The 16,088-nt window shown below is 62.6% G+C and carries 19 protein-coding genes; 16 read left to right on the forward strand and 3 right to left on the reverse strand.

Going from position 1 to position 16,088, the window contains the following annotated elements:
• Positions 1-142 precede the first annotated feature (142 nt).
• Positions 143-622 (reverse strand): peroxiredoxin, encoded by a 480-nt coding sequence (locus tag IFO71_RS05845; protein WP_192028614.1) that lies wholly within the window; start codon positions 620-622, stop codon positions 143-145.
• Positions 623-770: 148 nt separating this feature from the next.
• On the opposite strand from IFO71_RS05845, the gene IFO71_RS05850 reads away from it, so the two are divergent.
• Both IFO71_RS05850 and IFO71_RS05855 read left to right on the forward strand, forming a co-directional pair.
• On the forward strand, positions 771-1,211 hold the full coding sequence (locus IFO71_RS05850) for an Hsp20/alpha crystallin family protein (protein ID WP_192028615.1): 441 nt from the start codon (positions 771-773) through the stop codon (positions 1,209-1,211).
• Positions 1,212-1,333: 122 nt separating this feature from the next.
• Positions 1,334-2,218 carry a DnaJ C-terminal domain-containing protein gene (locus tag IFO71_RS05855; protein ID WP_192028616.1) on the forward strand — a complete coding sequence of 295 codons (885 nt, stop codon included), beginning with the start codon at positions 1,334-1,336 and terminating at the stop codon, positions 2,216-2,218.
• Between the two features lie 22 nt (positions 2,219-2,240).
• Here IFO71_RS05855 and IFO71_RS05860 read toward each other — a convergent pair whose 3' ends face one another.
• Both IFO71_RS05860 and ygfZ read right to left on the reverse strand, forming a co-directional pair.
• A complete protein-coding gene (locus tag IFO71_RS05860) occupies positions 2,241-3,065 on the reverse strand; it encodes a phosphate/phosphite/phosphonate ABC transporter substrate-binding protein (RefSeq protein WP_192028617.1) in 825 nt (274 codons plus the stop codon).
• Positions 3,066-3,178: 113 nt separating this feature from the next.
• A complete protein-coding gene (ygfZ, locus tag IFO71_RS05865) occupies positions 3,179-4,015 on the reverse strand; it encodes a CAF17-like 4Fe-4S cluster assembly/insertion protein YgfZ (RefSeq protein ID WP_192028618.1) in 837 nt (278 codons plus the stop codon).
• Between the two features lie 63 nt (positions 4,016-4,078).
• Here ygfZ and IFO71_RS05870 point away from each other — a divergent pair, with 63 nt between their 5' ends.
• From IFO71_RS05870 to msbA, 14 genes are all read left to right on the forward strand, one after another.
• Complete coding sequence (locus tag IFO71_RS05870; RefSeq protein WP_192028735.1) at positions 4,079-4,243, forward strand: DUF1674 domain-containing protein; 165 nt, start codon at positions 4,079-4,081, stop codon at positions 4,241-4,243.
• 71 nt (positions 4,244-4,314) lie between these two features.
• Positions 4,315-4,713, forward strand: a complete 399-nt coding sequence (sdhC, locus tag IFO71_RS05875) for a succinate dehydrogenase, cytochrome b556 subunit (RefSeq protein WP_332309325.1) — start codon at positions 4,315-4,317, stop codon at positions 4,711-4,713.
• Positions 4,710-5,090 carry a succinate dehydrogenase, hydrophobic membrane anchor protein gene (sdhD, locus tag IFO71_RS05880; RefSeq protein ID WP_192028619.1) on the forward strand — a complete coding sequence of 127 codons (381 nt, stop codon included), beginning with the start codon at positions 4,710-4,712 and terminating at the stop codon, positions 5,088-5,090. The genes sdhC and sdhD overlap by 4 nt, the downstream gene beginning before the upstream one ends.
• A gap of 11 nt (positions 5,091-5,101) precedes the next feature.
• On the forward strand, positions 5,102-6,889 hold the full coding sequence (gene sdhA, locus IFO71_RS05885; protein WP_192028620.1) for a succinate dehydrogenase flavoprotein subunit: 1,788 nt from the start codon (positions 5,102-5,104) through the stop codon (positions 6,887-6,889).
• Positions 6,890-6,975: 86 nt separating this feature from the next.
• Positions 6,976-7,761 (forward strand): succinate dehydrogenase iron-sulfur subunit, encoded by a 786-nt coding sequence (locus tag IFO71_RS05890; RefSeq protein WP_192028621.1) that lies wholly within the window; start codon positions 6,976-6,978, stop codon positions 7,759-7,761.
• A complete protein-coding gene (locus IFO71_RS05895; RefSeq protein ID WP_192028622.1) occupies positions 7,758-8,066 on the forward strand; it encodes a hypothetical protein in 309 nt (102 codons plus the stop codon). Before IFO71_RS05890 ends, IFO71_RS05895 begins: the two co-directional genes overlap by 4 nt.
• The gene (locus IFO71_RS05900) at positions 8,059-8,310 is read left to right on the forward strand and encodes an FAD assembly factor SdhE (RefSeq protein ID WP_225444432.1); all 252 of its coding nucleotides are present in this window, start codon (positions 8,059-8,061) and stop codon (positions 8,308-8,310) included. The genes IFO71_RS05895 and IFO71_RS05900 overlap by 8 nt, the downstream gene beginning before the upstream one ends.
• 13 nt (positions 8,311-8,323) lie before the next feature.
• Complete coding sequence (locus IFO71_RS05905; RefSeq protein ID WP_192028623.1) at positions 8,324-8,722, forward strand: hypothetical protein; 399 nt, start codon at positions 8,324-8,326, stop codon at positions 8,720-8,722.
• Positions 8,723-8,750: 28 nt separating this feature from the next.
• A complete protein-coding gene (locus IFO71_RS05910; RefSeq protein ID WP_192028624.1) occupies positions 8,751-9,998 on the forward strand; it encodes a lipoprotein-releasing ABC transporter permease subunit in 1,248 nt (415 codons plus the stop codon).
• Positions 9,999-10,002: 4 nt separating this feature from the next.
• Positions 10,003-10,692, forward strand: coding sequence for a lipoprotein-releasing ABC transporter ATP-binding protein LolD (gene lolD / locus IFO71_RS05915; RefSeq protein ID WP_484573324.1), 690 nt, complete (start codon positions 10,003-10,005; stop codon positions 10,690-10,692).
• An 89-nt stretch (positions 10,693-10,781) separates the two neighbouring features.
• Positions 10,782-13,112 carry a DNA internalization-related competence protein ComEC/Rec2 gene (locus IFO71_RS05920; RefSeq protein WP_192028626.1) on the forward strand — a complete coding sequence of 777 codons (2,331 nt, stop codon included), beginning with the start codon at positions 10,782-10,784 and terminating at the stop codon, positions 13,110-13,112.
• 99 nt (positions 13,113-13,211) lie between these two features.
• The gene (locus IFO71_RS05925) at positions 13,212-13,856 is read left to right on the forward strand and encodes a MotA/TolQ/ExbB proton channel family protein (RefSeq protein WP_192028627.1); all 645 of its coding nucleotides are present in this window, start codon (positions 13,212-13,214) and stop codon (positions 13,854-13,856) included.
• Positions 13,853-14,281, forward strand: coding sequence for an ExbD/TolR family protein (locus IFO71_RS05930; protein ID WP_192028628.1), 429 nt, complete (start codon positions 13,853-13,855; stop codon positions 14,279-14,281). The genes IFO71_RS05925 and IFO71_RS05930 overlap by 4 nt, the downstream gene beginning before the upstream one ends.
• Positions 14,278-16,062 (forward strand): lipid A export permease/ATP-binding protein MsbA, encoded by a 1,785-nt coding sequence (gene msbA, locus IFO71_RS05935; protein WP_425502871.1) that lies wholly within the window; start codon positions 14,278-14,280, stop codon positions 16,060-16,062. The genes IFO71_RS05930 and msbA overlap by 4 nt, the downstream gene beginning before the upstream one ends.
• Positions 16,063-16,088 lie beyond the last annotated feature (26 nt).

Here is a 16,088-nt window from a genome sequence, read left to right on the forward strand (position 1 = left end):
GAATGAGGGCCGTGCCAGCGCCGAAAGATCGCGAACACTCTGTTATCTCAACACCATCGGTCGAAACTCTCGCCCCGCTTGGAATTGCCGGATCTTTCGGCGCGACCTCATGAAATATCCGGGTTAAAGGGCCTTGCCGGCTTCAGCCGATATTGCTCAGTACGTAGTCCGCTGCCGACACCTTGAACTCGCCGGGCGCCTCGACCCAGAGCTGCTTGACCACGCCGTTCTCCGCATACAGCGCGAAGCGCTTGCAGCGCAGTCCCATGCCAAAGCCACTGGCATCAAGTTCAAGGCCCAGAGCCTTGGTGAACTCGGCATTGCCATCGGCCAGCATGTAGAGATCAGCCGGCGCTTCCGACTGCTTGCCCCAGGCGCTCATGACAAAGGCATCGTTGACGGCCATGCAGGCGACCTTGACCCCGCGCTGGCGAAACTCATCCATCTTCTCGACATAGCTCGGCAAGTGCCGCGCCGAACAGGTCGGGGTGAATGCACCGGGTACGGCGAACAGCAGCACCTTGCTGTCCTTGCACAGGTCTTCGGTCGACAGCGTCTTGACGCCGTCTTGCAGGTAGTTCAGATCCGCCTTGGGCAGGGTGTCGCCGATTTGAATACTCATTTGCGCTGCTCGGAAGAGGGAGGGGTGATGGTACCGGAAGCCGTCGCGTGGGACCCTCCAGTCGAATGGAGGGCTCTTGAAATTTGCCGGTGAGGCGCCACTTTTGTTCACAGAACGGCAGCTGGCCGTGCCATCCAGGAGACTCGAAATGACGCGTTTTTCGCATTGGGCCCTGCAACCCGCATTGCAGGACGAACTGAAGCAGGTGATGGAGAAATTCTTCGGCGAGCCGGACAACGACCAGAGCAATGTGGTGACCAGTCAGTGGGTGCCGCGGGTGGATATTCGCGAAGAACCGGATCGTTTCGTGATCCTGGCCGATGTCCCCGGGGTCGATCCGCGCGAGATCGAGATTCACATGGAAAAAGGCATCCTGTCGATTCGCGGTGAGCGCAAGGCGTTGAATCAGGAAACCAGCCAGTACTCGCGGATCGAGCGTACGCACGGCACCTTCTATCGGCGCTTTGCCTTGCCTGACACTGCCAACCCGGACGGCATCGCTGCCAGTGGCAAGCTGGGTGTGCTCGAAATCAGCATCCCCAAGCGCCCGGAAACGACGCCGCGACGAATCAGCATTAACGTCGACTAAGTTTAGGGGCCTTCGATCTGCAGACCGGGTCATGTGACCCGGTCTCAGCGTGCCGCTTGCGGTAGTCTTGCGGTTTAAGGCCGCGGCTCCTGCGGCCCAACAGCCTGTGGCCGACACCTACGATGCAGTTCAAGGATTACTACGACGCCCTTGGCGTCAAGCCCAATGCCGGTGCCGACGAAATCAAGGCGGCCTACCGCCGCCTGGCGCGACGCTATCACCCGGATGTCAGCAAGGAAGCTGGCGCGGAAGAGCGCTTCAAGGCAATCAATGAGGCCTACGAGGCCCTGCGTGACCCGGCCAAGCGTCAGGCCTACGATCAAATGCGCAGCCGGGGTTTTCGCGCTGGCGAGGAATTCCGTCCGCCGCCCGACATGGGGGGCGGATTTGGCTTCGACTGGAACGATGACATTTCCGGCACCCGAGCCGGTTTCAGTGATTTCTTCGAGTCGCTGTTCGGGCGCGCCAAGCGTGAGGCGCCTGCTTCCGCTCAACCGGTCAAAGAACAGGCCAGGATCGAGGTCGATCTGGAAACCGTTTACACCGGCGGCAAGCAGCGCATTTCAGTGCGCGGACGCGTGCTCGAAGTTCGCATTCCCAAGGGCATCCTGGAGGGCCAGCAGATTCGGCTGGCCGGACAGGCCAGTGGTGGCGGCGACTTGCTGCTTGATGTCAATTACCGTACTCATCCGCAGTTCGAGGTCGAGGGCCGGGAGGTACGCGTGAAGCTCAAGTTGACGCCCTGGCAGGCGGCGCTTGGCGACGAAGTGACCGTGCCGACCCTGGGCGGTCCGGTGCAGTTGCGAGTGCCGGCCAACAGCGATACTGGCAAGCGCCTGCGACTACGCGGTCGCGGCCTGCCGGCCACCCTCCCGGGTGACCCATCGGGCGATGAAATCGTCATCATCGAAGTACATGCGCCGCCAGCGCATTCGGAAAAGCAGCGCGCGGCCTACGAACAGCTGCAGGCGGCGTTCGGCGCTAGCAAGGTGAAAGCCGGCGTATAGTGCCGGCCGGCGAAGTGCCGCGCTATTCGACTGACTGTGGCGGCCGGTAGCCGAAGAACGCCGCCAGCATCTTTTCCTGGCCGTCGTACTCGCCTTCCGCGACTTCGACGAAGCCTGTGGCGCCCAGTTCGGCCAGAATCTCGAACGCCGAGGGGTCGTCGCTCAGTTTCAGCAAGGCCGCTTTGACCGCGGCCTTGACCTCATCCGGTACCGTCGGGCCAGCAGAAAACGCGGCGCCCGGGTAATCCTTCGAGCGCGAGACCTCAACCAGGTTCGGGTATTGGTCTGCAATATGGACGGGTACCATGGCGGCCTCGGCGTCACCGGAAAACACCATCTCGACGCCGTCACGCCAGGTGCTGGCCTCGGATCTGATCTCGGGCTGAGCAATGGGGTTCTTGTACATTTCGGCTGCCAGGGCGAAGCCCATGCTGGGCGCCGGCATTGAGACGATGCGGCGACCGACCAGGGCGTTGAGGCCGGCGTCGGCCAACTCGGGGTCGGAAACCAGCAGCACGAACACGGCGCGCTCGGTCTTCTTCGCTAGCGGTTCAAAGCCTGCGCGCTTGGCGCGATAGTCGGTGAAGTGTGCTTCTTCAAAGGCGAAGTCGGTGGGCCGACTCTGGCGCAAGTCACGCCAGTAGAAGTGGTAGTTGCGGGTCGCCAGAATCTTGAAGGTGTGGCCGGTTTCCTTGCCCAGGTAGTCGAACAAGGGTTGATAGACTTCGGCGGCCTGATCGGGCGGATAGGAGGGCTCAACCGTCACCGTGTAGGTGTCTGCCCGGGCCTGCCAAGTAGCCGAAGCCAAGCCCAGCGCCAAGAGTCCACTCGCAACGATGTGCCTCATGACGTTCCTCCCTTTGTTTAACTCGTGCTATAGCAGAAATGTGCTTCAAAGCCAACGCCTTCAGCGGCCAGCGCCGGGTACGGCGCGGCCGCCTGAGAATCGGCTCCGCAATGCTAGCCTGCAGACCAAGTGGGTGATAAGTACGTGAAGGCAGCAAGTGGGTTTGATAGCGGTTCAGGCTGTTCAAGCGGTAGAACGGCCAGCACCTGATGATTCACCGAGTTGGACACCACGCTGCCGACTTCGCGTTGTTGGTGCAGGATGGCGTCTCCGCACTGAACCTCGCCGGTATGTGCCAGTAGCTGCAGCCCGCGCTTGGCCTTGCCGAGGAAATGTGTTCGCGACACGATCTCCTGGCCCGGGTAGCAGCCTTTGTTCAGGCTGAACGCGTGGCGACGGTTCAATCCCAGCATCTGCGGCGTGAACTGGTCGCGGTTGGCGTCCTGCAAGCGCACGATACCGGCCTCAAGATCGGCCAGTTGCCACGCCGCCTCGGCGGCTGCCCGTGCCGCGGCATCCGGCGGTGTCAGGTCCGGGGCGTGTTCAAACCAGGTCAGCGATCGTTGCCCGTCCCAGCTCAGCGTCATGCCCGACCTGGCCGAGGCGACGACTGGCTGAAACCAGGTCTGCGCCTCCGGCATCGCCTGGATCTGCAGCTTGCTGCGAAACAGTAATCGCTGAAGCGCGCTGATAAGGGCCGCGCCGTCCTGATCGGGGCAGATGGCAGCGAAGCGCTGATCGTCGAGTCGCAGTAGCAGGAACAGGTGAATCAATTTGCCTTTGGCCGTCAACATGCCGGTCCACTGTGAATCGCCGGCCTGGCGCAGTTGCCGAACGTCATTCATCAGTTGACGTTGCAGGAAGTCTGCGGCGTCAGCGCCGCTGATCTGCACGGTGTCGAAGGGCAGCGGAAATGCCGCTACATCAAGGGAGTAGACTGCGTCAATCATGGTTTTTGCTTGCTCGAAGGGGGGCTGCGTATTACGCTTCAGCGCGTCTGGAGCGGGGTCATGATGACAGAGCGGGAAGACCAAAGGGGAGCGGCGGAGCTTCCGGCCGACGGTCAGCAGCCGCCGCACGGCGTTTCTGAGCGGCCTGTCGAGGTCGGTGGCCGCGAAGGCCCTGAGCCCACCCGATTCGGCGACTGGGAAAAGAACGGTCGCTGCATCGATTTTTGATTTTCTCATCGTGCCGTTCCGAAGCGGCGGATGGATGTCTGGTTTACACAATTGACGAGCGAGATACTCCGGTGAGTACTAGCAAACACGCACGCCCACTTTCGCCGCATCTGCAGGTCTATCGCTGGCAGATCACAATGGTGATGTCGATCCTCCACCGGGCCACGGGTGTGGCGCTTGCGGTGGGGGCGTTTCTGGTCGCTGCCTGGTTGGTGGCGGTGGCCGGCGGGGCAGAAAGTTATGCCGGTTTCACGGCCCTGCTTAACACCCTGGTTGGCAAGGTGGCGCTGGCCGGATTCAGCGCCTGCCTGATCTATCATCTGCTCAATGGCCTGCGCCACTTGTGGTGGGACATGGGCCATGGCTACGAGATCCCCAAGGTATACGCTACCGGCTGGACGGTCTGGGTGCTGACCATCGCGCTGACTGCCGGCTTGTGGTTTGTCGCATTCACCGGAGGTGCCGCATGAGTCTCCGGCATCCAATTGCCCGCGCCCGAGGCCTCGGTTCGGCCAAGGAAGGTACCCATCATTGGTGGCTACAGCGCCTGACCGCCATCGCCCTGGCCTTGCTCTCGCCCTGGTTTGTCATCACCGCCGTCTGCCTGCTTTCAGCTGACTATGCGACGGTACGCAGCACTCTGGCGCAGCCGTTGAACGCCACCTTGATGCTGACCTTCGTATTGTCACTGTTCTGGCATGCGAAGTTGGGCCTGCAAGTGGTGGTCGAGGACTACATCCACACGCGCTGGCTCGAGGTCACCCTGCAAGTGACCATCATGTTTGCCTGCGCCCTGGCCAGTCTGGCCTCACTGATCGCCGTTGCACGCATCGCCATCGCCAGCTAGAGCTAAGGGATATGAGCGCTTACAAGATTCAGGAACACAAGTACGACATGGTGGTCGTGGGTGCTGGCGGCGCTGGCCTGCGGGCAACGTTTGGACTGGCCGCCAAAGGTCTCAACACCGCCTGCATCACCAAGGTCTTCCCAACGCGGTCTCATACGGTGGCGGCGCAGGGCGGCATTTCGGCCGCGCTGGCCAACATGGGTGAGGACGACTGGCGCTTTCACTTCTACGACACCATCAAGGGCTCGGATTGGCTGGGTGATCAGGACGCCATCGAGTACATGTGTCGCGAAGCGATTCCGGCGATCATCGAGCTGGAGCACTACGGTGTGCCGTTCTCGCGTACCGAAGACGGCAAGATTTATCAGCGGCCGTTCGGTGGCATGACCACCCACTACGGCAAGGGCACCGCGCAACGTACCTGTGCAGCAGCCGACCGCACCGGTCATGCCATTCTGCATACCCTGTACCAGCAATCGCTGGCGCATGATGCGCGTTTCTTCATCGAGTATTTTGCGCTCGATCTGATCATGGACGAGGAGGGCGCCTGCCGAGGCGTCTTAGCCATCGACTTGTCCACGGGCGAGCTGCATCTGTTTCGCGCTCAGGGCGTGGTCCTGGCCACCGGCGGTTACGGCCGTGCCTACTTCTCGGCCACCTCGGCCCACACCTGTACCGGCGACGGCGGCGGCATGGCGCTGCGTGCGGGTCTGCCCATGCAGGACATGGAATTCGTGCAGTTCCATCCGACCGGAATCTACGGCGCTGGCTGCCTCATTACCGAGGGCGTGCGCGGCGAGGGTGGCGTGCTGCGCAACGCGAACGGTGAGCGCTTCATGGAGCGCTACGCGCCGAATGCGAAGGATCTGGCCTCGCGCGATGTGGTCAGTCGGTCGATGACCATCGAGATTCGCGAGGGTCGCGGCGTGGGCCCGGACAAGGACCACATCTTCCTTGAACTGATGCATCTTGGCCCGGAAGTGATTCACGAAAAGCTGCCGGGTATCGCTGAAACGGCCAAGATCTTTGCCGGCGTTGATGTCACCAAGCAACCGATTCCGGTGTTGCCGACCGTGCACTACAACATGGGCGGATTGCAGACCAATTATCACGGTGAAGTGGTCACCTTGCGTGACGGCAATCCTGATTCGGTGGTGCCTGGCCTGTATGCTATCGGTGAAGCTGCCTGTGTTTCGGTGCATGGCGCGAACCGGCTGGGGTCGAATTCGTTGCTTGACCTGGTGGTGTTCGGACGCGCCGTCGCGAACCGCTGCGCCGAAACCATCAAGCCCAATTCGATTCACAAAGCCTTGCCCAGTTCAGCCACTGACAAGGCCATCGCTAATCTGGACAAGCTCCGTCATGCCAAGGGCGGCACGCCGACGGCCGAACTGCGCAACCAGATGCAACGCACCATGCAGAACCACGCAGCGGTGTTCCGCACCAGCCAGTCGTTGAGCGAGGGTGTGGAGAAGATTCGCAAGATCCACGCTGGATTTGCCGACGTGCGGGTGGAAGATCGCTCCCTGATCTGGAACTCCGACCTGATCGAAACCCTGGAGCTGCAGAATTTGCTGTCGCAGGCGGTGGTGACCATGGTGTCGGCGGAAAACCGCAAGGAGTCTCGCGGCGCTCACGCGCACGAAGACTTCCCGGACCGCGACGACAGCAACTGGCACAAACACACCCTGTGCTGGATTGATGAGGCCGGCAACACCAAGATCGATTATCGACCGGTACACATGTACACCCTTACCAAGGATGTCGATGTGGTGCCGCCGAAAGCCCGCACGTATTAAGAGCCGGGATGCGGGGCTCGCAGCAGCGCTGGTAGTCCCGCCTTCGAATCCCGAATCCCGAATCTCGAATCCCGGATTAAGCAGCCATGGCAGAGTTCACCCTCCCGAAGAATTCCAAGGTCCAGAAGGGCAAGCACTTCCCGGCAAAAGATGCCAAGGGCAAGGTGCGCACCTTCAAGATCTACCGCTGGAATCCGGATGACGGTGCCAATCCGCGCGTCGATACCTATGAAGTTGATCTGGGCAGTTGTGGCCCGATGGTGTTGGACGCGCTGATCAAGATCAAGAACGAGATCGACCCGACGCTGACCTTCCGGCGCTCATGCCGTGAAGGCATCTGCGGCAGCTGTGCGATGAATATCGACGGCACCAATACGCTGGCCTGTACCAAGGCAATCGATGATTGCAAGGGTGGCCAGGTGCCGATCTATCCGCTGCCGCATATGGAGGTGGTGAAGGATCTGGTGCCTGATCTCACCCATTTCTATGCCCAGTATGCGTCGATCCGCCCCTGGCTGCGCACGCAAAGCGCACCGCCGCCGGATCGCGAGCGGCTGCAGTCGCCGGAAGATCGCAAGAAACTCGATGGTCTGTACGAATGCATTCTCTGTGCATGTTGTTCCACCAGCTGCCCGAGCTACTGGTGGAATGGTGACCGTTACCTCGGCCCCGCCATCCTGTTGCAGGCCTATCGCTGGATCATCGATTCGCGTGATGAAGACACCGGTGCACGATTGGATGATCTGGAAGATCCGTTCCGCCTATATCGCTGCCACACCATCATGAACTGCGCGCGCACCTGCCCGAAAGGTCTCAATCCGGCCAAGGCGATTGGTGAGATCAAGAAGCTGATGTTGCAGCGGCGCGGATGAGTATTCGTCGACGCTTGCGAGCTGCGTTCGAGAATAGCCATCCAGAGGACCGGGGCGGCGCTCATGCGCGGCCGTTCTTCCGGTTGCTCGCCTTGCTGTTCTGTGCACTGGTGGCCCTGATTCCCTACAGCATCATTCGCGCCTGGTGGTTGGGCGAAGCCCCACCTGATACCAGCGCATTGCAGGATGCGGCACTGATCCTGGGCGGTGGCACCATGACCCTTTGTTTCGCCTTCGTGGCGATCACCGCACGGGTGCCTGCAGCGTTGTGGCGACTGTGGTGGAGGATCACCAAGCTTGTCTGATCCCGTTGCCGAGCTGCGTCGGTTGCGCTGGCGCTGCCGGCGCGGCATGCGCGAACTGGATCAGTTGATGGAACGCTATCTGGATCGGTGCTGGTTCGAAGCCAGCACCGAAGAACGCGCGCGATTCGAGCAACTGCTGGCTACCGAAGACGACAAACTCTGGCGTTGGTTCATGGGCCGCGAGCCGGTCGACGATCCAGCTTTGCGGGGCATGGTTGAACGACTACTCCAGCTGCCGCCTTGAGCAGTCGCGGTCGATGCTGGTTGCGCTTTGGTCGGCCGAACTGCTGGTGGCTGCACTGAGCGCTGCCGCCATCGGGCTCAGTGCGATCAATCACTGGGCAGTGTGGCTGCTGTGGCTCGGAATCTGTGTACTCAATCGTCGCCACAGCCAGGCGCTTTCGAACTGGACCTACCTGCGTCTTCGCGTCCCCGATGCCTTGGAAGTCGGGGGCGGTGATGGCGGCGCGGGAACTCAGCGTTGGTTGCCGTGGTCCGGAGTACGGCAGTTTGGTCCGCTGTTGCTGTTGCAGGTTCGCGACCAGCGGCAGACGCGGGGCTTTCTGCTACTGCCCTCGCTGCTATCACGTGAGGACCAGCGCCGCTTGCATCGCTGTTTGGCCTTGATGAAGCCGGAGGCCGGGCAAAGCGTGTAATCTTGGCCGCTCAAGAATTCGGATCACCATGTTTCATCCACTTTCACTCGCGCTCGGCCTGCGTTACACCCGAGCAAAGCGGCGCAATCACTTCATTTCGTTTATTTCCGCCGTGTCGATGGTCGGCATCGCCCTGGGTGTGGCCGTGTTGATCACCGTGATCTCGGTGATGAATGGCTTCGAGCAGGAGTTGCGCAGTCGGATTCTGGGCATGGTGGCGCACGCGACGGTGGCGGGTGCCGGCGAGCCGCTGCAAGATTGGCGGCGCGCGGTCGATTTGGCCGAGCAGGATCAACGGGTCAGCGGCGCGGCGCCGTTCGTCGAGCGCGAGGCGATGCTGCAGGGCCTGCGCACGCAAGGGGGGTTGCTGCGCGGCATCCTGCCGGATCAGGAGCCCAAGGTTTCTGAGGTCGCCAGCAAGATGAAGGCCGGCAGTCTCGAGGAATTGCGCGCAGGCGAATTCAATATCGTGCTCGGTATCGAATTGGCCGCCTATCTAGGCGTGCGCCTGGGGGATAAGGTCACTGTGTTCGTGCCGGAATTTCGCGCTTCGCCGGTGGGCGCATTGCCGCAGATGCGTCGCTTTACCGTGGTTGGCGTGTTCGAGGCGGGGGCCCAGGAGTACGATTTCGGGCTCGCCCTGATCCACATGGAAGATGCACAGAAGCTGCTGCGTTTCGGTGCCTCGGTCACCGGCGTCAGGCTGAAACTGCATGATATGTTCCAATCGTGGACGGTGGCCCAGGACCTAGGTGCTGAGCTTGGCGGTTACTATCAGGTGCGCGACTGGACGCGAGAACACGCCAACTTCTTTCGCGCCATCAAGACCGAGAAGCTGGTGATGTTTGTCATCCTGTCCTTGATCGTCGCGGTGGCGGCGTTCAATCTGGTGTCGTCCCTGGTCATGCTGGTAACCGACAAACAGGCCGATATTGCGATCCTGCGTACGCTGGGTATGACCCCGCGCCAGGTGATGGCTGCCTTCGTGGTGCAGGGCACGGCAATCGGTATCGTCGGTGTATTGAGCGGCCTGCTCGGCGGCATCCTGCTCACCGCCAACCTGCAAACCGTGGTCAGTTTTCTCGAGGACACTTTCGGTTTCGAAGCCTTGCCTTCGGATGTGTACTACATCACCGGTGGCATTCCGACCCTGATGCGCGCCGCCGATTTGCAGCAGATCGGCTTGATCGCCTTTGTGCTCTGCATGCTGGCCACCATCTATCCGGCTTGGCGTGCATCGCGGGTCGATCCGGCAGCGGCCCTGCGCTATGAGTGAGTCAATGAACACGGTCATCGAGGCCCGCGGGCTGGCCAAGGAGTATCGCGAGGGCAAGCTGCGCACGCCGGTGTTCAAGGAGTTGAGCCTGCGCATCGAGCGCGGCGAGATGGTGTCGATCATCGGCGCCTCCGGCGTCGGCAAAAGCACCTTGCTGCATCTGCTTGGTGGGCTGGATCGTCCCAGCGCCGGTGAAGTCAGCGTGGTCGGTCAGTCGATGTTCACGCTGTCGGATGCCGCGCGTGGTCGCCTGCGCAATGAGTCCCTGGGCTTTATCTACCAGTTCCACCATCTTCTGCCCGAGTTCACCGCGTTGGAGAACGTGATGATGCCGGTGATGATTGCCGGCCAGTCGAAGCAGAAGGCCGAGTCGCGGGCGCGCGATTTGTTGGTGAGGGTGGGCTTGGAGCAACGACTGCAGCACAAACCGGGCGAAATGTCTGGGGGAGAACGCCAGCGTTGCGCGGTCGCGCGGGCCTTGGTCAACCGCCCGGCCTGCGTGCTGGCCGATGAGCCGACTGGCAATCTCGATGCCAAGACCGCAGCATCCGTATTGGAACTGATGCGTGAATTGAACCGGGAGATTGGCACCAGCCTGGTCATCGTGACCCACGATCGCAGTCTGGCCGAGCGCTGTGACCGGATTCTGGTTCTTGATGGCGGCGGACTGCGTCCGTTGCGGCCGGGCGACTGAGCCGGGTGTTAGCGCGCTGGTTCGGCTGGCCGCTGTGGTTGCGGCTGGATCCCGTCGCTGGCGCTGCTGCGGTTCTCGGGGTTGTTTCCATGCTGCAACTGCCTGCGGTGCCGAATCGCGGGCAGATGGCGTCGTTGACACTGGTGCTGAGCGGCGTGGCTGTTTGCTTGCAGTGGCTGTGCAAGCGTCGGGCGGAGCAAGGCGCAGGCCAGGATCCACTCTCCGGTCTGGCAGTGACGGCGCTTCGGCTGGCCTTTTGGGCCTCGCTGGCGGCCTTGAGTGCGGGTTGGCAGATGCGCGAGGCCATGCTGGATTCTCCTTGGGTTGATTTGCCAGCCGGGCCATGTGTCGTCGCTGATCAAGCCTGTGATTTGAACGCCGACATCGAGCTGACCGATCTGCCAGCACGTGATGCTGAACGCCTGCGATTCGACGCCCGAATCCTGCGCACTGAAGGGTCCGCTGGCGATGACGACCCCTGGGCGGGGCAGCGGGTGCGACTCAGCTGGTACGGCACGCCGCCGCCCAGCTGGCTACCAGGCGATCGTCTGCGCGTGCAGTTACGCCTGCGCCGGCCGCATGGTCAGGTCAATCCAGGCGGCTTCGACCTCGAACGCTATGCGGTGCAGAGCGGTCTGGCAGCCGTCGGCTATGTGCGCAAGCTGCACCAGTCCCTACCGCCTGCTGATTTTCGGCTCGATAGGCTCCGTTGGCACTTGGCCGAACGCATCGATCGGTCCGCGGCGGTCGGTAGCGCCCGGTTCCTGCGTGCGCTGACCCTGGGGGATACGCGCGGCCTGACCGAATCGGACTGGCTGGTGTTGCGCAAGACCGGCCTGAGTCACTTGTTGGCCATCTCCGGCCTGCATATCGGCTTGCTGGCCGGGCTCGGGGCGCTGTTGCTGCGCGGTCTCAGTCGGCTCGCTCCGCGTTCCCTGCCGCGACCACTGTGGGCGGCGTTCGGCGCCCTGGCATTTGCCCTGCCGTATGCCGGACTGGCCGGTCTTGGCCTGCCCGTACAGCGGGCCCTGCTGATGTTGTCGGTGTTTCTCGCCGCGGTGCTGTTGCGGCGCCGCCAGCATCCCTGGCAGGGCTTGGCGCTGGCCGCCATGACGGTGGCCTTGATCGATCCGATGGCCCTGCTAGGGGCCGGCTTCTGGTTGTCCTTCGCGGGCGTTTTCTGGCTCATGCTGTGTTTGCCTCAGCTGGCTGAATCGCCCTGGCGTTGGGCTGGCAGCCTGCTGCGCGCGCAGTGGGTGCTGGCGTTGGGCCTGTTGCCACTGAGCGTGGTGTTCTTTGCCCAGACGTCGTGGATTGCGGCGCCGCTGAATCTGTTGGCGGTGCCCCTGGTCGGCTTCGTCATGGTGCCGCTGGCCCTGGTTGGGCTGGTCAGTCTGCTCTGGCCGGCGCTCGCCACCTGGGTGTTCGCCTTGTTCGAGCGTCTGATGGCCGCTGGCTGGGCGTTCGTGCAGTGGACGGCGGAACTGCCGGGGGCGGCATCGGTCTGGCCTGAGCCCAGCCTGCCATCGCTGTTGCTGGCCGTGCTGGGTATATGTCTGCTCCTGCTGCCACGCGGCTTTGCATGGCGTGGGTCAGGACTACTGATGTTGCTGCCCTTGGCGTGGCCGCCGGCTGATCGCCCTGCGCCAGGCGCGGTGCGGGTGCAGGTGCTGGACGTCGGTCAGGGCCTGGCCGTTTGGATCGAGACCCACTCTCGCAGCCTGCTCTACGATACCGGCCCGGCCTTCCGTTCCGGCAGTGATGCGGCCGAACGCACCGTGGTTCCGGCCCTGCAGGCCCAGCAGCGATCGGCGCCCGATCTATTGATCGTCAGTCATGGCGACCTCGATCACGCAGGCGGGCTGGCTACCTTGCGCGCCTTGTTCGGTCCGGTGCCGACGCTGGCCGGTGAACCGAAGCGCAGCGCGCCGGCCAGCGCCTGTCAGGCCGGCGCTCGCTGGCGCTGGGACGACGTGGAGTTTGAGTTTCTGCATCCGCCCATTCACTTTCCCGAGATGGGGAATGACAGTTCATGCGTGCTGCGCCTGACCGCCGATGGCCGGTCGATGCTGATTCCCGGCGATATCGGCGCGGTGATCGAATCGAGGCTGCTGAAGCGGATGCCCGAGCTGTTGGCGGCCGACATCCTGTTGCTGGCCCATCATGGCAGCAAGCACTCTTCCAGCAGCCCATTCCTGGATGCCGTCGATCCTCGGCTGGCAGTGGTGGCTGCGGGGGCTGACAACCCGTTCGGGCACCCGGCCATCGAGGTGCTGGACGCGCTAGAGAACAGGCGAATTCCCCTGCTGAATACTGCGCACAGCGGCGCGATCGAGCTTGCTTGGGGCCCAGCAGGCGCAATCGCAGTGTCTGAACTGCGGCGTCAGCGCGCTCGATTCTGGCGCCGACCGCCACCGTGATAGTCGATCGCAACGGAACGATCGTCGGCGCAGCCGGGTTACACTTCGCGACGCCCGCTGCGCGGGAGCCATGGAAGACAACGACAGGAGCATGAACTCGTGTGGGAGCTGATCAAAGCGGGTGGTTGGGTCATGTGGCCGATCTTGGCCTGCGCCGTGCTGACTCTGGCGATCACCTTGGAACGATTGTGGACCCTGCGCCGCAAGAGTGTATTGCCGCCGACCCTCGGCGATGAGGTGCGCGAGTGGGCCGCCACTGGTCGCCTCGACCCCGGGCACCTCGATGCGCTGCGGCAGAATTCGCCGCTTGGCGAGCTGCTGGCCGCGGCGCTGGAAGCGCGTGATAAGCCGCGCGAGCAGATCAAGGAACGGGTGGAAGACGTTGGGCGCCATGTCGCCCACGATATGGATCGCTTTCTCAACACATTGGGTACCGTGGCGGGTGTGGCGCCCCTGCTCGGGCTGCTCGGCACGGTGTTCGGCATGATCCGGATGTTCCTCGGCATTCTGAAGTCCGGTGTGGGTGATGCCAGCCGCCTGGCCGGTGGCATTGGCGAGGCCCTGGTCACCACGGCGGCTGGCCTGTGCGTGGCGATCCCGGCGTTGATGCTGTATCGCTATCTGCGCGGTCGGGTCACCGAGTACACCATCGATATGGAAAAGCAGGCAATTGCCCTGCTCGACACCATCGAGTCCGGCACACCGAAGGCGCCGCAGGCGCGCGGCAAGCGGGTTGCTCGATGAATTTCACTTCGGGCCGAATGCGTGAAGAGCCCGAGATCAGCCTGACCTCGCTGATCGATGTGGTGTTCACCCTGATCATTTTCTTCGTCGTTACCACCACCTTCGATGAGCGTAGCGCGGTGCAGCTGGACCTGCCCAAGGCCAGCACCGAACAGAAGCTCAGCACCAGCGATGGCCTGACCGTGGCGGTCGATGCGCAAGGCCGCTTCTATGTCGGAAGCGATGAAGTGCTGAAGCAGGATGCCGACAGCCTGCGGCTGGCGATTCTGCGCGTCGCGGGCGATCAGCGCGATCAAACGGTCACTCTGCGCGCCGATGCCAAGGCCACGCATCAAAGTGTGGTGACGGCGATGACGGTGTTGGGGAATCTCGGGTTCTCCAAGGTGTCCATCGCCACGGTCGAGGCGCAGAAAGAGCAACCATGAGCGGTTCACCGATGGATTCGGGAGACGCGCTGCCACCGGCGTGGCCGAGTTACAAGCGTCTTCTCGGCTACGCGTTTCGTTATCGGACGCTGCTGCTGGCGGCCCTGGTCGGCATGGTGCTGGACGCCGCCTGTGGGGCCAGCTTCATCAAGCTGATGGAGCCGCTGATCAACGAAGCCTTTGTGGCCAAGAACCCCGACGCCGGCATCATCCTGCCCTTGATCATCGTCGGCCTGTTCCTGCTGCGTGGTGCCGCCACCTTTGCCACCGATTACGGCATGGCGCGCGCCGGACGCTCGGTAGTGCGGGATCTGCGCCAGGCGTTGATGGCCAAATATCTTCGCCTGCGCGGTGAACGCTTCGATGCCGAGCCGGTGCAGGTGATGGTGTCGCGCCTCAACTTCGATACCGAACAAGTGGCGCAGGCGAGCAGCGATGCCTTGAAGGTGGTCGTCACCGACTCCTTGTACATCATCGCCCTGATTGCCGTTATGTTGAGTCAGAGCGTCAAGGTGACGGTGACCATGTTTGTCGCCGCGCCGGTGATTGCCCTGATCGTGTCGACTGTGGGCAAGCGCTATCGGCGGTTGAATCGTGAGATTCAATCCGGTGTCGGCACCATGGCGCACCGGGCCGAACAGACGCTCTACGCTCAGCAGGAGGTCAAGCTGTACGGGGCGCAGGCAAGTGAACTCAAGCGTTATGGCGAGCAGGCAGATCGGCTGCTAGGGCTCAATACCCGAGTTGAGGCCACGCGCGCGATGTCCTCATCGACGGTGCAGTTGTTGGCCGCCATGGCTCTGGCGGTGATCGTCTACGTCGCCAGTGGTGAAGCGCAGGCCGGCCGAGTCAATGCCGGTCAGTTCGTATCGCTGATGACTGCCATGATGGCCTTGCTGCCCTCTTTGAAGCGGATCACCACGGTGCAATCGCAGCTGTCGCGCGGGGTCACTGCGGCGCAGCGGATCTTTGCCGTGCTCGATCTGGAGGAAGAGCAAGAGGGCAGTGGCCATCCCTTGATTCGCGCCAAGGGTGAGCTGCGGTTTGAGCGGGTGGGTGTTCGCTACGCCAGTCAGGAAGGTGACGCGCTGAGCGAGGTCAGCTTCGTCGCCAGGCCAGGCACGGTCACCGCCATCGTTGGGCGATCGGGGTCTGGCAAGACCACCTTGGTACGCCTGATTCCACGCTTTTACGAGCCTAGCGCGGGTCGCATCCTGCTCGACGGTCAACCCTTGGAGAACTACGCGCTGGCCGATCTGCGCCGGCAGATCGCCATGGTCGGCCAGCAGGTGATCCTGTTCGATGACTCGGTGGCGTCGAACATCGGCTTTGGCCGTCCCGAGGCCGATCCGGCGGCGCTGAGAAAGGCGGCGGATATCGCCAATGCCAGCGAGTTCATCGACGAATTGCCGAACGGCATGCAGGCGGAAATTGGCGACAAGGGCAGCCGCCTGTCGGGCGGCCAGCGACAGCGTTTGGCGATTGCCCGCGCGGTGCTCAAGGATGCGCCGATTCTGATTCTGGATGAAGCCACGGCGGCTCTGGATTCACGTTCTGAACGACTGGTTCAAGCGGCACTCGATCGCCTGATCCCGGATCGAACCACCCTGATCATTGCGCATCGACTTTCTACGGTGGAGCACGCCGATCAGGTGCTGGTGCTTGACCAGGGGCGACTGGTCGAACAAGGTACCCATACTGAACTGTTGAGTCGCGGTGGCCTGTACGCGCAATTGCATCGCCTGCAGTTTCGCGATCCCGCCGCATCCGAGGGCCAGTAGCCATGCGCATAACGCCGCGGAACTGC

Origin of the sequence: Pseudomarimonas arenosa (genome assembly GCF_014841215.1) — a bacterium.
Classification (GTDB): domain Bacteria; phylum Pseudomonadota; class Gammaproteobacteria; order Xanthomonadales; family Xanthomonadaceae; genus Pseudomarimonas; species Pseudomarimonas arenosa.

Coding starts and splice junctions, on each gene's coding strand:
- IFO71_RS05910 (WP_192028624.1), top strand. CDS start 8,751: ATGTTTCATCCACTTTCACTCGCGCTCGGCCTGCGTTACACCCGAGCA.
- sdhA (WP_192028620.1), top strand. CDS start 5,102: ATGAGCGCTTACAAGATTCAGGAACACAAGTACGACATGGTGGTCGTG.
- IFO71_RS05890 (WP_192028621.1), top strand. CDS start 6,976: ATGGCAGAGTTCACCCTCCCGAAGAATTCCAAGGTCCAGAAGGGCAAG.
- IFO71_RS05895 (WP_192028622.1), top strand. CDS start 7,758: ATGAGTATTCGTCGACGCTTGCGAGCTGCGTTCGAGAATAGCCATCCA.
- msbA (WP_425502871.1), top strand. CDS start 14,278: ATGAGCGGTTCACCGATGGATTCGGGAGACGCGCTGCCACCGGCGTGG.
- IFO71_RS05845 (WP_192028614.1), bottom strand. CDS start 622: ATGAGTATTCAAATCGGCGACACCCTGCCCAAGGCGGATCTGAACTAC.
- lolD (WP_484573324.1), top strand. CDS start 10,003: ATGAACACGGTCATCGAGGCCCGCGGGCTGGCCAAGGAGTATCGCGAG.
- sdhD (WP_192028619.1), top strand. CDS start 4,710: ATGAGTCTCCGGCATCCAATTGCCCGCGCCCGAGGCCTCGGTTCGGCC.
- ygfZ (WP_192028618.1), bottom strand. CDS start 4,015: ATGATTGACGCAGTCTACTCCCTTGATGTAGCGGCATTTCCGCTGCCC.
- IFO71_RS05930 (WP_192028628.1), top strand. CDS start 13,853: ATGAATTTCACTTCGGGCCGAATGCGTGAAGAGCCCGAGATCAGCCTG.
- IFO71_RS05905 (WP_192028623.1), top strand. CDS start 8,324: ATGCTGGTTGCGCTTTGGTCGGCCGAACTGCTGGTGGCTGCACTGAGC.
- IFO71_RS05870 (WP_192028735.1), top strand. CDS start 4,079: ATGACAGAGCGGGAAGACCAAAGGGGAGCGGCGGAGCTTCCGGCCGAC.
- IFO71_RS05860 (WP_192028617.1), bottom strand. CDS start 3,065: ATGAGGCACATCGTTGCGAGTGGACTCTTGGCGCTGGGCTTGGCTTCG.
- IFO71_RS05855 (WP_192028616.1), top strand. CDS start 1,334: ATGCAGTTCAAGGATTACTACGACGCCCTTGGCGTCAAGCCCAATGCC.
- IFO71_RS05920 (WP_192028626.1), top strand. CDS start 10,782: ATGCTGCAACTGCCTGCGGTGCCGAATCGCGGGCAGATGGCGTCGTTG.
- IFO71_RS05850 (WP_192028615.1), top strand. CDS start 771: ATGACGCGTTTTTCGCATTGGGCCCTGCAACCCGCATTGCAGGACGAA.